Source organism: Clostridium sp. LXY-7 (genome assembly GCF_056172015.1).
On record NZ_JBLLJL010000002.1, the window covers coordinates 298,212 to 316,474 of the forward strand.

19 protein-coding genes are annotated in these 18,263 nt (G+C 31.4%); 17 read left to right on the forward strand and 2 right to left on the reverse strand.

The annotated features are described in order from the left end of the window. Window positions 1-2: 2 nt before the first annotated feature. The 8 genes from ACI48Q_RS08495 (at window position 3) to ACI48Q_RS08530 (ending at window position 9,466) form a co-directional block, all read left to right on the forward strand. Window positions 3-965 carry a GNAT family N-acetyltransferase gene (locus tag ACI48Q_RS08495; RefSeq protein WP_474918653.1) on the forward strand — a complete coding sequence of 321 codons (963 nt, stop codon included), beginning with the start codon at window positions 3-5 and terminating at the stop codon, window positions 963-965. A gap of 254 nt (window positions 966-1,219) precedes the next feature. Further along, entirely contained in the window at window positions 1,220-2,260 is a 1,041-nt protein-coding gene (locus ACI48Q_RS08500) for a helix-turn-helix domain-containing protein (RefSeq protein ID WP_474918654.1), read from the forward strand. 67 nt (window positions 2,261-2,327) lie between these two features. Further along, complete coding sequence (locus tag ACI48Q_RS08505) at window positions 2,328-3,971, forward strand: ATP-binding cassette domain-containing protein (protein WP_474918655.1); 1,644 nt, start codon at window positions 2,328-2,330, stop codon at window positions 3,969-3,971. 558 nt (window positions 3,972-4,529) lie between these two features. Beyond that, window positions 4,530-5,069, forward strand: a complete 540-nt coding sequence (locus ACI48Q_RS08510; RefSeq protein WP_474918656.1) for a DUF1697 domain-containing protein — start codon at window positions 4,530-4,532, stop codon at window positions 5,067-5,069. Window positions 5,070-5,325: 256 nt separating this feature from the next. Continuing rightward, window positions 5,326-6,528 carry an alpha/beta hydrolase fold domain-containing protein gene (locus tag ACI48Q_RS08515; RefSeq protein WP_474918657.1) on the forward strand — a complete coding sequence of 401 codons (1,203 nt, stop codon included), beginning with the start codon at window positions 5,326-5,328 and terminating at the stop codon, window positions 6,526-6,528. A 426-nt stretch (window positions 6,529-6,954) separates the two neighbouring features. Then, window positions 6,955-7,383: a dUTP diphosphatase gene (dut, locus tag ACI48Q_RS08520; protein ID WP_474918658.1), complete on the forward strand. Its 429-nt coding sequence runs from the start codon at window positions 6,955-6,957 to the stop codon at window positions 7,381-7,383. Between the two features lie 520 nt (window positions 7,384-7,903). Continuing rightward, window positions 7,904-8,125 carry a type I restriction-modification enzyme R subunit C-terminal domain-containing protein gene (locus tag ACI48Q_RS08525; protein ID WP_474919507.1) on the forward strand — a complete coding sequence of 74 codons (222 nt, stop codon included), beginning with the start codon at window positions 7,904-7,906 and terminating at the stop codon, window positions 8,123-8,125. 378 nt (window positions 8,126-8,503) lie between these two features. Continuing rightward, window positions 8,504-9,466: an N-acetyltransferase family protein gene (locus tag ACI48Q_RS08530; protein ID WP_474918659.1), complete on the forward strand. Its 963-nt coding sequence runs from the start codon at window positions 8,504-8,506 to the stop codon at window positions 9,464-9,466. Window positions 9,467-10,005: 539 nt separating this feature from the next. Here ACI48Q_RS08530 and ACI48Q_RS08535 read toward each other — a convergent pair. Together ACI48Q_RS08535 and ACI48Q_RS08540 are read right to left on the reverse strand one after the other, a co-directional pair. Then, window positions 10,006-10,938, reverse strand: coding sequence for a GNAT family N-acetyltransferase (locus ACI48Q_RS08535; RefSeq protein WP_474918660.1), 933 nt, complete (start codon window positions 10,936-10,938; stop codon window positions 10,006-10,008). Further along, on the reverse strand, window positions 10,925-11,059 hold the full coding sequence (locus ACI48Q_RS08540) for a hypothetical protein (RefSeq protein ID WP_474918661.1): 135 nt from the start codon (window positions 11,057-11,059) through the stop codon (window positions 10,925-10,927). Before ACI48Q_RS08540 ends, ACI48Q_RS08535 begins: the two co-directional genes overlap by 14 nt. A gap of 586 nt (window positions 11,060-11,645) precedes the next feature. On the opposite strand from ACI48Q_RS08540, the gene ACI48Q_RS08545 reads away from it, so the two are divergent. The 9 genes from ACI48Q_RS08545 to ACI48Q_RS08585 all read left to right on the forward strand — a co-directional run bounded on the left by ACI48Q_RS08545 (window position 11,646) and on the right by ACI48Q_RS08585 (window position 18,251). Then, complete coding sequence (locus ACI48Q_RS08545) at window positions 11,646-12,092, forward strand: Lrp/AsnC family transcriptional regulator (protein WP_474918662.1); 447 nt, start codon at window positions 11,646-11,648, stop codon at window positions 12,090-12,092. 25 nt (window positions 12,093-12,117) lie between these two features. Beyond that, window positions 12,118-13,029 (forward strand): D-isomer specific 2-hydroxyacid dehydrogenase family protein, encoded by a 912-nt coding sequence (locus tag ACI48Q_RS08550; protein WP_474918663.1) that lies wholly within the window; start codon window positions 12,118-12,120, stop codon window positions 13,027-13,029. Window positions 13,030-13,323: 294 nt separating this feature from the next. Beyond that, entirely contained in the window at window positions 13,324-14,088 is a 765-nt protein-coding gene (locus tag ACI48Q_RS08555) for a MerR family transcriptional regulator (protein ID WP_474918664.1), read from the forward strand. Window positions 14,089-14,138: 50 nt separating this feature from the next. Continuing rightward, window positions 14,139-14,870, forward strand: coding sequence for an ABC transporter ATP-binding protein (locus tag ACI48Q_RS08560; RefSeq protein ID WP_474918665.1), 732 nt, complete (start codon window positions 14,139-14,141; stop codon window positions 14,868-14,870). Next, complete coding sequence (locus ACI48Q_RS08565; protein ID WP_474918666.1) at window positions 14,857-15,600, forward strand: ABC transporter permease; 744 nt, start codon at window positions 14,857-14,859, stop codon at window positions 15,598-15,600. Before ACI48Q_RS08560 ends, ACI48Q_RS08565 begins: the two co-directional genes overlap by 14 nt. A gap of 191 nt (window positions 15,601-15,791) precedes the next feature. Then, on the forward strand, window positions 15,792-16,493 hold the full coding sequence (locus ACI48Q_RS08570) for a lantibiotic protection ABC transporter ATP-binding protein (RefSeq protein WP_474918667.1): 702 nt from the start codon (window positions 15,792-15,794) through the stop codon (window positions 16,491-16,493). Beyond that, on the forward strand, window positions 16,493-17,254 hold the full coding sequence (locus ACI48Q_RS08575) for a lantibiotic immunity ABC transporter MutE/EpiE family permease subunit (RefSeq protein ID WP_474919508.1): 762 nt from the start codon (window positions 16,493-16,495) through the stop codon (window positions 17,252-17,254). Before ACI48Q_RS08570 ends, ACI48Q_RS08575 begins: the two co-directional genes overlap by 1 nt. Next, on the forward strand, window positions 17,251-17,982 hold the full coding sequence (locus ACI48Q_RS08580) for a lantibiotic immunity ABC transporter MutG family permease subunit (RefSeq protein WP_474918668.1): 732 nt from the start codon (window positions 17,251-17,253) through the stop codon (window positions 17,980-17,982). The genes ACI48Q_RS08575 and ACI48Q_RS08580 overlap by 4 nt, the downstream gene beginning before the upstream one ends. Before the next feature lie 77 nt (window positions 17,983-18,059). Further along, a complete protein-coding gene (locus ACI48Q_RS08585) occupies window positions 18,060-18,251 on the forward strand; it encodes a PspC domain-containing protein (protein ID WP_474918669.1) in 192 nt (63 codons plus the stop codon). Window positions 18,252-18,263: the final 12 nt, after the last annotated feature.

Below are 18,263 nucleotides of genomic sequence, written 5' to 3' on the forward strand. Positions count from 1 at the left end.
ATATGATAAATGAATTAAAAATAAGCAATATGGAAGATTCGGATATTGCTCAGGCAGTGAAAATTTGGGTTTCTCAATATGAACTCTATTGTGATAATAGTAGTTTTCCCTCATATTGGAAAGAAGAAAGAGAATTGTTAGAAAAATATCTTAGAATGAAAATAAAAAATCAAAGTGCCATAGTTGCAAAATTAGAGAGCAGAATAATAGGATTTTTAACATATGATGTATTTCCTTTCAATGGAGAGAATTCAGTGTTTTGCCCAGCTATAGGACATGCTGCCATTGAAGAATATAAGGAAAGTGTATACCATGGATTATATAAGAGTATTTCACAAAAATGGGTGAGTAATAATATTCTTAACCATATGTGGACAATATTTTATAATGATGTGAAGTTAAAAACCATATTATTTGATTTAGGATATGGATCATATTTAATAGATGGCTTTAGTGAATGTAATATTCAATGCAATGAAAAATCTATATATGATATTAGAAAAGCTACCACTAAAGATACAGATATTTTATATGAGCTTGTAAAGGAATCTAATGAATATTATTCATCAGCACCCTTATTTCTAAAAAGAGATAAGGTTACTTTAAAAGAGATTGAAGAAATAATATTAAGAAGCAATGTGTTTATAGCATGGGATAAAGAGAACCCAGTTGGCTTTATTAATTTAAGTATTGCTGAAGAGAACAATTTTATAGATTTGTCAGTAAAAAATTGTGGCTTAATAGATGAAATTGGTGTTTATATAAAATTGGAATATAGAAATAAAAAGATAGGCATTGAGTTGTTGAAAGTTGTAAGTGATTATTGCAGAGAAATTAAAGCTGAATATATCCATGTAGATTTCGAAACATCAAATTTATATGGTAATAAATTTTGGAGAAAATATTTTACTCCAATGCTATTGTCTATGAGAAGAACAATTAACAAGAATATAAATGATAAATAAAGAGTATAAAAATGCATAAACAAACATTGAAACAGTTATAAACCTAGATAAATAAAACTATGCAATATTAAGCCTTAGAGCACTTATGTACTAGGGCTTTTTTCTATGTTCATTTGTAAAAGTCAAAATAAATGCGCTACCTAACTCATCTTTTGGTTGAGTTAGGTAAAAGTACAAGTTATTGTATTTGCTACTACACTATCTTACAATAAGCTTAATTGATAGATAAAATCATTATGGTAGGGGTGTATTACATGAGAATTGAAATAGGGAGACGAATAAAAAATTTACGTACAGAAAAGGGAATTACTCAGGAAGCTTTAGCAAATCATTTAGGGGTTTCATATCAGGCAGTTTCAAAATGGGAGAACAACTTAACATCACCTGATATACAACTATTACCACTTTTATCTGTGTATTTTGGGATTACCATTGATGAACTCTTTGAAATACCAAATGAAGCCCATATGGATAGAATAGAGAATATGCTCCAGGATGAAAAAGTCATTAGTTATGAAAATTTCACTTATGCAGAAAATTTTCTTCAGGACGCCTTAAAGAGCAATATAAAAGATGCAAGAGCTTGCTGTCTTTTAGCAGCACTGCATAATCATCGTGCAAAAAGTGATCATGTTATTGCAGCAGAATATGCTAAGTTAGCGTTAAAATACAAACCTTATGAAAAGGAACATCATTGCGCACTAGTAGAAGCTGAAAATGGTGTATTTGGAGATTACTATTATAATAGACACGATTCTCTAATACAGTACTATGAAGAGTTTACAAAGGAACATCCAGAATATTGGAGTGGACATCTCTTTTATTTAGATCAATTAATTGGAGATGGCTATTATGATGAAGCAAGGAATGTAATAAATAAATTAAGAAAGTTAAAGCATACTTGTCTAGATGATATGTATGAAGGGGATATTGAATTAGCAATAGGAAACCTTCAGAAGGCTATAAAGCTATGGAATCAAGGAGTAAAGGATTTTCCCAAAGCATGGGAAGCATATGTATCCCGTGGTGATCGTATGGTAAAGATAGGACGCTATGAAGAGGCAATAATAGATTATAAAAAGTGCATGGAGACACAGGAAAAACCACGTTTAGTGGATCCACTTATTTTTATGGTTAAGGCCTATGAAATATTAGAAAAATATGATGAAGCCATAAATGTTCTAAATGAGGAAATTCAAATTCTTCAAGATGAGCATGGGATTTTTACTGGCGAATTAATTGATGAACCTAAACGTGAGATTGATAGACTAAGAAAAATCCTTAAGAAAAGTTAGAATAAGCATGACTAAATAAGAGTATTATTTTGAAAAAAATAGGTTAATTGAAGTGGAGTTACTTTAAATGAAAAAATATATTAATGAGATAAAATTTCTTATCATAATTCAATTAGTATGTGATGCAGTATTTACATCAACTGTTGCTTTCATTCCATATCTTAACAAATTATTGTTTGATATAGTACTACAAGATGGAAATAGGAGAATTTCCTTTCCTTTGATTGTATTTTTGTATATTTCATCTATGTTACTAGGTTTGATATTTTCATATATATCTACAATCTATGTTTGGAAAGGCGCATTACGATTTGAGATGTCTTTGAAAAGAGATTTTTTCAAATCAATATTTAGTTATAACTATGAAGAATTTTCATCTAAAAACATTGGTGAGTATATCTCTATTCAGGGCAAGGATATAACCGAACTTGAGCAGGATTACCTCCAGCCATTTATTGATATAATTAAATCTATAAATATGCTTGTTATTTATAGTGTTATTCTATTTATTTATGTTGAATGGAGAATTGCAACAACTATATTTCTTGCATCACTCCTTACAATCTTGATACCTAAACTTACATCAAAAGCGTTATCTAGTAGGCGTAATATTTATTTGAAACAAGTGGGTGAATATGTATCTAAAATAAAAGACTTTTTAGAAGGCTTTAAATTGATTCAAAGTAGGACAAGGGAGAATATTAACAATGAACATGAAAAGGCTCTTCAAGCTACAGCAGATAAAAGATTAATTTATGGGAAGTTTAAGACCTTAACAGGAATTATAAATAATCTTTCAATGAACTGCGTTAGTATAGCTGCATTTGTTATTGTTGGCATTTTGCTTTTGAAGAGGGAAATTACAGTAGGTACAGGGGTAGCAACCTTTGGGTATATAAATTGCTTTATTGCACCAATTGAATCCATATTATATGATATTAACTCTATGAATTCCTTGAAGCAAACAAAAGAAAGAGTTTTGAGTTATATGAAAAATAATTCAGAGCCAAATTTAATTTCTAAAGAAGAATTTGAGCAAGATATTGTTTTTGATCATGTAAGTTTTCATTATAATAATTTTTCATTGCAAGATATCAGTTATAAATTTAAAAAAGGAAAAAAGTACGCTTTGATTGGACATAGTGGCTCTGGAAAGTCTACAATGCTTAACATGCTTATGAAATATAGGAAACCTGATACTGGAAACATATTACTTGATGGAGAAGAGTTACATTTGTTTGATAGTGCAAATATTATGTATTGTATTAACCAAAATGAGCATATATTTTTAGATGATTTTTTAAATAATGCTACAGTATATTCTTCTTATTCATCAGTTAAACTTGATGAAGTGATTAGAAGCTTGAAGCTAAAGACATTAGATATAATAAAGGAAAAACAAAATTGTCAACTTCTAAGTGGAGGAGAAAAACAAGTTCTTGGTATAGTTCGTATGTTAACGGCAGATACGCCAATTTGTATTATGGATGAACCCTTTGCTTCAACAGATATGAACACCACCCAAACCTTACAAAATGTTTTACTTGGAATGAAAGATAAAACAATAATTATGGTTACTCATAAATTATCGGAGCAATTAGAGCAATTTGATGAGATTCTTTTAATGGAAGATGGAAAAATTGTTCAAAGTGGAACTTATGATGAAATCTTTAAGACTTCGGAATTCAAAAGATTACAAGAAGCCTCATAATGTAATTCTATTTACTTATTAAAGTAGAGAATCCTAGGGGATAAGAAGAATAAGGACTGAGCTTATTAAATAAATGTAACTATTGCACTTTAGAGCGCATCAAATTGTCCTGTGCAAATTTAATTTAAGACTTTGTTTTAGCATAGCGTTGATAACGAACTATATATTATTACTCACAAACCGTTTCGAAAGCTTGATTTACTAAGGCCCTATTCAAGCAAAAAGCTAAAATACAACAACTTGCTTCTCTCGAACAGGTTGTATTTCTTAACGCTTTTCACTTTCATATGACCTAAGTAAATCTAAGCTCTCTGCAAATGGTTTGTTTCGCAATAATATATAGTTCTAAAATCAACAATGGTTTAAAACAAAGTCTAATTAAAAAAATACTTCTTCATATTTAGAGATTAATGAGAAAATTTAGAAACTGTGTATGATTGTAACGTCTGCAAAATTGCAGGCGTTAATTTTTGTTTTCCTAATCAATATAAGGCATACAAAGATTTTAAGTATTAGTATATAATTAAAAATATATATTAGAAGGAGTTGCTAAAGAAGATGGAAAAATATATTGCTTTTCTTCGTGGTATAAACGTGGGTGGAAAAAATAAAATATCTATGTCCGAATTAAAGGAGCTGTTTGAGCAAAGTGGATTTGATGATGTAGTAACATATATAAACAGTGGGAATGTAATTTTCTCCAGTGATAATATGAATGAGAAAAAGCTAAAAAAAGAATGCGAATTATTAATTGCAAGTAAGTTTCAACTAAATATACCTGTGGCAATTATATCTGCTAATGACTTATTGGATGCTATTGACCACGCACCCTCATGGTGGGGACAAGATAAGGAATCAAGGCATAATGCAATCTTAATAATACCGCCCACTACTGTAAAGGAAGTATTCGAGGAAGTAGGGGCAATAAAGCCTGAATATGAAAAAGTTGATCACTATGGGAGGGTTGTTTTTTGGTCTGCACCTATCAAAACTTTTTCAAGAACACGGTGGTCAAAGATAGTTGGTTCTTCTGTTTACAATAGCATAACTATTAGAAATGCAAACACTTTTAAAAAGGTATTGCAACTTGCAAAATAATTTGATTCTCATTTCCGCTAGAAAATATCGTACCTCAGGGATAGTAAACAAATTGTGAATGCAATTTGTTTTGCTATTTCTAATAGAAGCTGATAAGAAAATGTTAAGGAGATAAAAATATATTTTCTCTTCTAATCCCAAAATCAATATTTGACTGTGTACAAAGATTGACACAAATTCAGTTGATACAATATAATAAATCAAATGAGAAATACGTCATAAACAAAACCTAGATAATATGGAGGTTCTTTTGAATATGAAACAGACAGAAAAAACATTATCTTGGCGGCCTAGAGGTTTTTTTCAATGGATGCTGACAATCCTTGCAGTGATAGCCCTCTTTATTACTGTCATGACATCATACTACATTTTCAATCCAATCAATGTTAGTCATATAATGAGTATTGTTGCATGGTTTGCGTTGATACTTCCGATGTTTCTATTAATCACAACACTGGTTATGATAGTTCTATTAGTATTAGCTTTCTGGAGAAAGGCACTAATCGCACGAACAATTTTGATTCCTGTATCGTTACTATTAATCTTTCTGAACGTACAGCCAACTATTAGTATGTGGAACATGGCTAAAAGTGAAGGTGTTTCGCTTTCTCTTAGCTCTCACTTTTCCCTAAAGAAAGATGTACTGTCAAAGCCCATACAGGACGTAGTATATGGCAAAACTGCGGATGGTGTTGAGTTGATGCTTGATGTGTGGCCTGCTAAGAGGGGATCAGAAGATGCTCTGAAACCAGCAATTGTGAAAGTGCATGGAGGAGCCTGGGTGGGGGGTAGTAAAAATGAAGCACCGACATGGAATCAATGGTTCAATGAACTGGGATATACGGTTTTTGATGTAGAATATCGTATGCCTCCTCAAGGGAGTTGGAAAGATGAGGTTGGTGATGTGAAATCAGCAATAGGCTGGGTACTAATTAATGCAGATACCTATAAGATTGATTCCAAACGAATAAACTTAATGGGTTTTTCAGCAGGAGGGAATCTAGCTATGCTTGCCGCCTACAGCATGGGAAATGCAGAGTTACCGCCTTCAACCAATATTCCTGAGGTATCTATTAATTCGGTGATTAATATATACGGACCCGCAGATATGTCAACGTTTTATAAAAGTAGTCCTAGCCCTGACTATATTCAAAATGCTATGGACAAGTATATTGGTGGCCCGCTTACTCAATTCCCTGAACGATATAAAACACTCTCACCTATCAATTATATTCAAGAAAGTACGCCGCCTACAATTACATTTTTAGGGACGAGAGATCGATTTGTTCCAGAAGAACAAGCAAAAAATTTGGATAAGATGCTGAATGTTAATGGTGTATATCATGAACTCTATCTTCTTCCTGGAGCAGATCATGGATTTGACGCGAAACCGGGGAATTTGGGTACCCAGTTTGCTCGAGAGAAGCTTAAGGCATTTCTTCAAAAGTATAATAAATAAACTTTCTACATTGTAAATTAATTGGTATTAACTTCATATTATCCCTGCTCAACCGTTTCGAAACCTTGATTTACTAAAGCGCTATTCAATAAAAAATCTAAAATACAACAACTCACTATGTTCGGACAAGTTGTATTTCTTAACGATTTTTTCTTTCATAGAGCTTAAGTAAATCTAAGCTTTCTGCAAATGGTATTCACAGGGATAATATAAAGTTAAATTTCAATAGTTCATTAAAGCATAATTGTAATATGAATTATCTTTATTGAAACTTATATATTTTAAGAATGTGTTTTCATGAAGCTTATTTCAAAAAGCTGTTATGGAAACTGACATAACATTATTATATAATTAATAGGATTTAGTCCAATTATGCTAAAAGGTATTAAAACTATAATAAAAAATTTATTTAGAGGTGAATAAGATATGAAGTTATTAGTAGAAAAAATTAATGAAAAAGCAATTATACCATTTCAAGCACATGAAGGAGATGCTGGTATGGATTTATTTTCAATAGAAGAGGCAATTCTAAAGCCAATGGAAAGAAAATTGATACATACAGGAATTAAAATACAATTACCTAAAAATACAGAAGCACAAATTAGACCAAGAAGTGGATTAGCATTAAAGAATGGAATAACTGTTTTAAATACTCCAGGTACAATAGATGAGGGATATAGAGGTGAAATAGGAATTATATTAATAAATCTTGGTGATACTGAATTCAAAGTTGAAGAGGGAATGAAAATAGCACAAATGGTGATTAAACCAATCTTAACTTTAGATGTAGAAGAAGTTGTTGAGTTAACAGAAACAAGCAGAGGTCAAGGTGGTTTTGGTTCAACTGGAGTATAGCATATAATTTTATATTAGATACATATATAAGTGGTAATTAAGTTTCTACATAATACAAATAGGCTTAAATATAAAATTAGCTTAATTAGAACTTCATATTATCCCTGGCCCTCTGTGTAAGTTCACCCATCCGGGTACAGGCAACTAGAGATTCATCTGCTTCGTATGAATCTAAGTTTACACTTATCAACCGCTTCGAAACCTTGATCTACTAAGTCGCAATGAGAGTAAAAACTAAAAGACAACAACTCGCTTCACTCGAACAAGTTGTCTTTCTTAACGCTTTTTACTTTCATAGAAACTAAGTAAATCTAAGGTTCCTGCAAATGGTATTCACAGTAATAATATGAAGTTCAATTTAAATAGCTTATAAAAGAAAAGTCTATTTGTATTATGTAGTTTCATTATTACAATCTATATAGTGATTAAAGAAATTAAAATGAAATTAAAGAGCATATAGTTTCCTTAATAATGCCTTTAAATTATGATGAATTTGCAAAACGCTTTGATATAACAATGTATACAAAATAAAAAGCTAAACACAAAGCAAATACACTTTGTAAAGTTAATCATTGACTATGTAGTAGTAAATGGCTTTATAGAAGATAACAAAGTACTTACTGAAGATCCCTTTAAAACTGTGGGAAATATTACACAGTTATTCAAAGACAATATGGATGAAGCAAGAAAAATCATGAGTATTGTATCTAACATTAAGAGAAATGCTGAGGAAATTGGGTAGAGAATTAAAATAATAATTTTCAAAATTACAGTATATTGATTAGTAAAAGATGAAAGATGGAATAACTTCAGTAGGAAGGATATGGAGGCTATTTATATAAAATATCTGGAGATTAAATAGGGTTTAGAATAATGAGTGGTGAATCGTATCATAAGTGACGGCGATTTTTGGTAGATAAGTGATAACTACAGGGGTTACATTTGATAACCGTGTAACTTAGATGCTCGGAATTTATGTAATAAATAATTAGGAATTGTTTTTTACATATTTAATAATCTTTTGTCATGCCATAATTTATTATGAAATGTAAATTCAATTGGGGGGATAGAAATGAACAAATGTAAATTCAAATCAATTACAGCTGATGATATACCTGCAATGGCTGACTTGCTAATAGAAAGACAAAATCTTGAGAGTAAGGTATATCCATTTCTTAAAAATAGCTGTCTTAAAGCAAAGTACATTACAGATATGTTTGAGGAATTGTTCGTTAATAGTAAAGTGATCGGGATAGGGGCATTTTCTAATGAGGAACTAGTAGGTTATCTAATAGGAGAGATAAAGATTGATAGTAGAAGAGGTAGGTATGCATGGGTCCCCTATGAGGGAATCGCAATTAGAATGGGTCAATCATCTGAACTTATAAGGAATCTCTATGCAAAGGTTTCAGTTATTTGGCTTGAACAAGGTTGTTTCAATCAATATACTTTAGTACCGTTTGGAAGTCAAGAGTACTATGAGGCCTTCCTGAGATTAAGCTTTTCTATTCAGCAAGTACACGCGATAATGAACATGGAGGAGTACAAGCCTTTTGAAAATGTAGCTGATATAGATATTAGACTTGCCAATAAAACGGATAGTGAAGCGATGGGCAGGATGTCCAAAATAATCCAGTACTATCAAAGTTCGGCACCAACTTTTGAACTTGTATTACCTGAAGTTGTAGCACAAATAAAAGCTGGGTATAGGGGTACAGTAGAGGATGATGATGCAACGGTTCTCATTGCAACAAAGGACATGAAGGAATTAGGATTTCAAGTATATGGGACTATTAATTCAGATTTGATGTCACCCGATGATGGAGTAGAGCTAAGTATTGCGGGTACTTATCCTTCCGAAATGGGAAGTGGTATCGGTAAAAAATTAATGAATGAAGGCTATAAGATTATGAAAGAAAAGGGATATAACAACATAATTACAGATTGGAGAATAACCAATCTTGCTTCTTCAACATTTTGGCCCAAATGTGGATTTAAACCCATAGCTTACAGAATGTTTAGATGTATCGACAATAATGTAGCATGGGCAAACTTTTACAACCCAAGTATTAAGCAGTTGTAGCGAATTCAGTTAACGAATTTTTATCATTTGTCGCTGTTACGCAGAGCTATGGATGACAGTCACATCAGTTAGATATAACTAGTGTTCATTGTAGGAGAAGAATAAAATAGGAGCAAACAATGGAACTTAAAAAACTAACGAATGGTAGTGGCAGCCATATGACATATGACTTATTTACATAATAAATTAGAGTAGGGTGATAATATTTAAGAAGAAAGAGGGTATTATTTGAAGTATCCTCTTTCAAATTTTAAAGCATAATGCCTGAAAGTCTACGTTATAATTGTTACGGTGAACCTTATCACAAGTAAGTGCTGTTTTTACTAAATTTGGATAAAGGCATGGTGTTAAGGTAAACCTGTCCTCCACTATGAAGAACCTCGATTAATTAGATTAGTCGTTTTTTTTCTTAAGCATAAGTTTAAAATTATTTATAATACTGTTGATATAGGTATAAAAAACAGAACTTACTGTAATAAAGTAAGTTCTTGATACATCTTTTATGAAAAATATGATGCAAATACAATATAGATTAGGCATTAATCATTACGATGAATATTTTCATTTAAAAAATTAATCCAAGCTTTTTTAGTAAAGTTAGAACACATACCATAGGTTTGAAGTTTAATAATCCAGTTTTTAAATCTTAAATAATCTAGTTCAATTTTCTTATGCTTAATATTTGTCATAATATTAATAGTTTTTTCAACATCATTAGATTTTATATAAGCATAAACACATTCCATTATCAAACGTTCTTCAGTTTTAGATGCATCTTCTAAATATTCACCCCATTCGTGCCATTCAGATTCAGATAAATCCTTTAAATTCTCAATTGGAGGATATGAAGTGAAAGAATAATAATGATTAATAACTTTAAATCCCAATTTTTCCGCAGTTGCACTTGAACCTTTGTTAGAATCTACACAAAGCCAATCAATTTTTTCGTATCCCTTAGTAAAGCAATCTCTAATAGTCGCAGCAGCAGCTATTTTCCCAAAACCATTTTTTCTATATCTTTCATCTGTGTGTATCCCAATTGCAATTGTCTTTTTAAAACTACAATCACTTAATGACCAACTCACAATTACCTTGTCATTATGTATTAAATACCCTGTGCCATATTTTTTGAACTTTTCATCGTCACCCCAATTTTCAGCCAATATTTCTAGTACTCTTTCTGAGTTTTCAAAGGAATTTTCTCTTAAGAAAGATATATCAACTTTTTCTAATGTATATCCTTCTTTCAAAGGGGCATCACAATCCACAAATTTATCACTAGATAACACATAATGCCTTCTTTTGTATTTTCTAATGAAATGATTTTTATGAATAGTTGGTATTTTCTCCATCCATTCAGAAGAATCAGGAACTAATGGATCCCAAAAATCCAATTCTGAAGACACCTCAGAATTAAACATTTCATCATTTGGACTACCAGCAATTAAATTACACTCACTAGTCTTTATCAATGTTGTTTACATATATCTCACCAGGATTTTTACCATTGATAACAGAAAATACTGATAATTCGTCTTGAGATTTAACTAAATGGGTTATTTTCTTAAATTCTTTACTATCTAATTTAATCACTCTATCACTCCTATATCTATCATTTATTATGAATGATTTACTTTAAATTGCCTAATTCTCAAGGTAATAATAGTAAATATTATACTGTTATTACCCTATATTCACAATACTTCCATGGAAAGTATTTTATAATAAAACTTTTTTATTTTTATCAGGCATTATTTTACAATTTTGAATTAACGTAGCGGGTTAATTATAACATAAGTTTACCGTTATTTTCCAACAATATCCGAATTGATAATGAGTTAGCAAGTAACCGTATTAGTAAATAAAATTTCAGTATTAAATGCTTTTTTGAAATATATATTATTATTATGATAACTCTTATCTCGAAAAGAGGGTAAGAGCATTTTAATTTATAATATAAATGGCGAAGTTGATAGTGGTAATCTAATTTGCTTAATTTTTAAGATGTTACGAATAGCAACTGCCTTAAGCATATTTTTGATAAAAAAGTAATCTCAAATATGAATAATTTTATTTGCAAAACAATTCTAATTGCTATTAGTAGTTAATCTGTTTAGTGCAATGACTTAATGGAACTTTAATGCTAAAATACATTACATACAGCAAGGAGGGGCGATTAATGGACGATTTGGATATTAAAATTATTAATATTATTAGCAATAATGCAAGAATATCTCATGAAGAAATAAGCAGGATTCTTCATATATCAAGGCAAGCAATTCATCAAAGAATAAAGAAATTAGAAAAAAATGGCGTGATAAAGGGCTATAAAAGTATAATTGATTGGACTGAATTGGGAGAAGGTACTAGAGCATATATTTATGTAAAGGTAAATATGTTAAATTTTAAAGAAGATATAAAGCAATATATTAACATTGTTGTACCTAATGTAGTTGTAGAAGAATGTCAAAGAATTCATGGTGATTGGTGCATAGTAATCAAGGTTAGAGCGAAGTCTACTACAGATATTACAAATTTCATTGACCAACTATGGAAAGTAAAATCTACTATGGATACCTCTACCACATTTATTTTATCAACAATAATTGAAGATGGTATAAAGTAAAAATTCAATGAGAGGACGAGAAGTTATGGAATTTAACAAAATAGTTTGTATTGATAAAACAGGATTGGAGCCTTGGGCAATTGAAGAACTAAAAAAATATTCTATAAAATCTATTGAGGTGTTTGATGATTATCCAGAAAATGATAATGAAATTATTAATAGAATAAAGGATGCTGATTGTGTACTTGTATCTTGGAATACACAGATAAGTAAGAAAGCAATTGAAAACTGTAAGCAGTTGAAATATATTGGAATGTGCTGCAGCCTTTATGATGAAAATTCCGCAAATGTTGATATTAAGATTGCAAGAGTAAATAATATTGAAGTTCGAGGAGTTAGAGACTATGGAGATGAAGGATTAATTGAATTCATTATTAGTGAATTAATAAGATTACTTAAGGGGTTAGGAGAGCATCAGTGGAGAAATGAAGCTGTAGAGCTAACACAAAGGAAAATTGGAATAATTGGAATGGGCACAACAGGTAGAATGTTAGCAAAAATAGCATCCGCTTTTGGGATGAAGGTTTATTATTTTAGTAGAAGTAGAAAAATGGACATTGAAAAGGAAGGAATAGAATATCTTCCACTTAATGAACTGCTAAAGACAGTAGAAATTATATCTATTCATTTACCTAAAAATACAGTGATACTTGGAAAAGATGAATTTGATTTGTTCGGCGATGGGAAAATATTGATTAATACTTCTTTAGGTACTCCATTTGAAGTTCCAGCATTTTTAGAATGGATACAAAGAAAAGGAAATTACGCAATTTATGATGAAGATGGTGCTGGAAGTTATAAAAATGAATTTGAAAAATACTCTAATGTAATCTTGTCTAAAAAGGTAGCTGGTTGGACAAAAGAAGCAAGAGAGAGATTATCTATTAAAGTTCTAAAAAATATTGAAGAAGTCTTAAATGAGCTAAATGTTCAATAATCATATATTCAATTTACAGCACCAGTATGGGTGCTTCTTTTTTCAAGGTATATTCTGAAGGAGCGAATTAGGCGTTATGATATTTTGGCAATTTAAGACTTAGGGAATTTAAAGTAAGTATAAAAATTGTATATGAAAAATAAGTCTTAAAGGTAGCTATTGAAAAAGTAAACGAGGTAAAAAATATGAAAGGTATAAACTTTTTAAAAATTCAACAAGAAACAAATAGAACTCTCCACTATATCACCAGACTTTCTATAAGTGTTATGATAATAACATGGAGGTGCAAATAGTATGGATAAGATATATAAAACAGCAGAAGTAGCTAAAAGAGTTGGGGTACATTCCAACACTGTACGTTTGTACGAAAAGCTTGAATTAATACCAGTGGTGAATAGATTGCCAAATGGTTATAGAGTATTTACTGACTATCATATAGAGCAGTTTAACCTTGCTAGAACTGCCTTTAAAGTAGAGGTTCTACAAAATGGGCTTAGAAAGAAGATAATTCATATTGTTAAGTTATCTGCCAAGGGTGAGTTTCAAGAAGCAATTAATTGTACAAATGATTATATAAATCAGATAAAGCAAGAGCGAAAAAATGCAGAGGAAGCCATAGAACTGTCAAAGAAGCTTTTATTAGGGATAGATGCTAAAGATAATTATATATTTTTTACAAGAAAGCAAACTGCAGACTATCTTCAAGTTACAATAGACACATTAAGAAATTGGGAGATGAATGGTTTATTTACTGTTAAGAGAAAGCAGAATAGATATCGAGTTTATACTGAAAGTGATATTAATAGATTGAAAATAATACGTACCTTACGTTGTGCTAACTATTCCCTTTCAGCAATTTTAAGAATGATGAATGCCATATCAGAAAGTAAGGAAATTGATATTAGAGAGGTAATCAATAAACCAAAAGAGGATGAGGACATTGTTACAGCATGTGATAAGCTTCTTACTTCCTTAAGTGATGCAGAAAAAAATGCAAATAGTATATTGAAGCAATTAGAATTTATGAAAAACGAATTTAATACAGACTATACACTTTAACACCAGACTTTGTGATGGTGTTATTCTTTTGTCAAAAGGAGGAATAGCACATGGAAGTAATAAAAGTTCATAATCTTTATAAATCCTATGGGAATGTTCAAGTGGTGAAGGATGTTAGTTTAACGGTAAAGAAAGGTGAGGTATTTGGATTGCTTGGGGCAAATGGGGCAGGGAAGAGTACTACCATAGAGTGTATTTTAGGTACAAAGAATTTTGATGATGGGCAGGTATCTATCTTAGGTATGAATCCTCAAAAAGAAAGAAAACAGCTATTTCAGAAGGTTGGGGTTCAGTTTCAAGAATCTAATTATCAAGATAAGATTACAGTGAAAGAGTTGTGTGAAATAACAGAAGTTCTTTATAAAAATCCATTAGATTGCAATAAATTATTAGAGCAATTTGACCTTCAAGATAAGGTTAAAAACCTAGTAAGCGAACTATCTGGAGGTGAAAAGCAACGATTATTTATTATCCTAGCACTAATTCCTAACCCAGAGGTAGTATTCCTTGATGAGCTTACAACAGGGCTAGATGTAAAGGCTAGAAGAGATGTGTGGAAGTGCTTATTAAACTTAAAGAAGCAAGGACTCACAATCTTTTTAACATCTCATTTCATGGATGAGGTTGAGGTTCTGTGCGATAAAATATGTATTTTAAAAAATGGAGTAATAGATTTTTATGGAACAGCTGAAGAAGCAGTAGTACTGAGTCCATATGAAAAATTTGAGGATGCTTATTTATGGTTTGTAGATGAGGAGGAATTGGGCAATGAAAGTATTTAGAGCAATGTTAAAAACTGAATTAAAGTTATCACTAAGAGGCATGGATATGTTCATCTTTGCAATCTGTATGCCGGTGCTTACAACTGTTATTTTAGGTGTTATTTATGGTAATAAGCCCGCATTTCCTGAAGCAGATTTTACGTTCATGGAACAATCCTTTGCAGCTGTATCAACCATTGCAATATGTGCAGGCGGTGTCATGGGGTTACCATTAGTACTATCTGAATATCGTCATAGAAAGATATTAAAAAGATTTAGAGTAACACCAGTTAGCCCATCTATGATTTTAGTAGTTCAAGGAGTAATCTATGCACTATATGCCATTGTTTCATTAATACTTGTTTATTTAACAGCAAAAATATTTTTCAAGTTTCAATTTAGAGGTTCATGGATAAACTTTTTAGGAGCATATACATTAGTAATGACATCAATGTTCAGCATTGGATTTATGGTGGGGGGAATAGCGAAAAATACTAAAATGGCAGGTGTTATTGCCAGTATTCTATACTTTCCTATGCTTATATTCTCAGGAGCAACGTTACCATATGAGGTTATGCCAACAGCGCTTCAAAAAGTGGCAGATGTCTTACCCTTAACTCAGGGGATAAAGCTTTTAAAAAGTGCATCACTTAATTTGAGCATAGATAATGCAACACTACCAATCTTAGTTATAAGTATACTTGCTGTAATATGTATTGGGGTATCTATTAAGTTTTTTAGGTGGGAGTAATTTAAAATTGATAAAGAAATGATTAAAATATGATAAATTTATATTTTTCATGGCTTCCTTATAAATTCCTTAAAAATAGCTGTTATCATAAAAATCGTTGATAACATAGCAGAAAAAATTAAAGAAGGCATATCCCTATGGAATGGATATCTTGCCATCTGTCTGCTAAATGTGAAAAGGAGGAAGTTATTGTGAACGATTATATAATAGAAACTAACCATGTTTCTAAAAAATTCAAAAAGGCATATGCAATAAAAGATTTATCTATGTCTGTAAGAAAAAATTCCGTTTACGGTCTATTAGGGCCGAATGGTGCTGGAAAATCAACATTATTGAAGATGGTTACAGGAATTATCAGACCGACTTCTGGTGAAATACTATTTAATAAACACCCTTGGACGCGAAAAGATTTATGTTACATCGGTTCATTAGTTGAAACACCCCCACTGTATGAGAACTTAACAGCATTTGAAAATTTAAAAGTGCGGGCAATTCTTATGGGGATTCCATCTAAAAAATGCAATGAAGTTTTACAAAAAATGGATTTAATGGATGCTAAAAATAAAAAGACATCAGATTTTTCGTTGGGAATGAAGCAGAGATTAGGGATTGCATTAGCACTACTGAATAACCCGAAGCTATTAGTCTTAGATGAACCAACAAACGGGCTAGACCCCTTTGGTATTGAAGAATTGAGGAAAATGATTCGTTCCTTTGCAGAGTCGGGGATTTCTGTCATTATATCTAGTCATATTTTAAGCGAAATACAGCAAGTAGCTGATGACATAGGAATCCTATACAATGGATCACTTCTGTATCAAGGTAGAATTGATGCAAATGAGAATCTAGAACAACTGTTTATGAATATTGTCAGAAAGGAGCGTGCAGTTTGATGTTACAAAATTATTTCAAAGCGGAAAACCTAAAATTTAAACGTTCTCTGTTTAGAAAACTTACGATATTGATTCCAGTAGCTTTAATACTAATATCTATGGTATTTATATTTGTTGGTATTGGCTTAGGTGGCTTTTCAAGTTCTATGGTTTGCAACTGGTCTATGCCGATAGCGGCTTTGTCCACTATGTTTTTATGCCATTTAGTGAATAACAAAGATAAAAAACATAACTATCAGACGATTTACAGCTTACCCATTGACTTAAAAAAGATATTTATTTCTAAAATAATTTTGACAGCAGCTAATCTTTTGATAATATCACTACTGCTAGCAGTTATTACGATTATTTCTGAATGTATATTATCAGGTGTTTCAGCAGCAATTAGTCATACTTTATATTATATTTTAGGATACTGTTTATTGTGGATCTCTTTATTATGGCAGATTCCTTTCTGCTTATTTTTAGATCAAAAAATAGGGTTTGTTGGTTCTGTGATTATAAATTTGCTTGCCAGTGCGATAGGTGGTTTGTTTTTTTCCTTGACACCTTTATTTTGGTTCTTCCCATATAGCTGGCTGGCAAGATTTATGGTTACATTATTTGGAGTTCTGCCAAACGGATTATTAGTTGATGGGGATTCAAAATACATTTTAAATTTAGGAGAAAGTACATTGCTGGTATTCATATCCTTACTAGCTGTACTCTTTCTTTCCGTTTTGTTTTCGTGCTGGTATAGGAGGAAGGTGTATCGCCAATGACGGTTATAAGGGAGTTTTATTCCAACTTTATTAAAATCAAACGAACACCACTGATTTTATTGCATGTGCTACCGCCTGTTGTAGTTACAACATTATTTTTCATTTATTATGATTCTGCTGGATACCATATTATTCCTGATGCAAGATGGTTTTTCATTATTTTACAAATATGCTATCCGATTTTTGTCAGTATTGTTGTGTCGATCTTAATCCATTTAGACAGAAACATAAACGGTATGCAAAACACTTTGGGATTAGTGGAATCTCGAAAAAGCGTCTACTTGGGAAAACTATTCTTCCTGTTGTTCCTTTCAACTATAAGTATGGTACTGTATGAACTGTTTTTCTATATTGCAGCCGATTTGTTTCTGAACATTCATATCATGCCCTTTGGCGCCTATCTTGACATATTGGGTATATTTTTGTTTAGTAATTTATTTTTATATTTATTTCACATGCCCATTGCTTTTCGGTTTGGCTCAAGTATTTCTGTTTTGTCAGGAATAGCAGGTACAATTTTCGCAGGTTATTTTGAAAATGCCATAGGCGATAAAATCTGGCCGATTATCCCGTGGGAATGGGGTGTACGGATTTTGGAAAATTATTTTAATTTTTCAAACACATCCGTTTTACCCGGAATTATCTCTTTGATTATTTTAACTTCGATTCTTTTGATTTTGTCAATGCTGTGGTTTGGCAGATGGGAAGGCAAAATCGTCCAAGAGTAAAAAGAATTGCCTATCAAACAGACAGATACAAAGATAAAGAACAGATGGAAGAATGACAGAAAGGAACGGTTACAATTATGAAAAAAAGATTATATAGGGTCAGAAAAGGAAAGATAATTGCCGGTGTGTGTGGCGGCATTGCAAAATACTTTGATGTAGAGGCTAAGGTGGTACGTCTACTCTGTACCGTACTTATTGCAGCATACGGAAGTGGATTATTGGCATATATCATATTTGCGATTTTTATACCGAAAGAACCTAAATATTAAGAAAAAATCAAT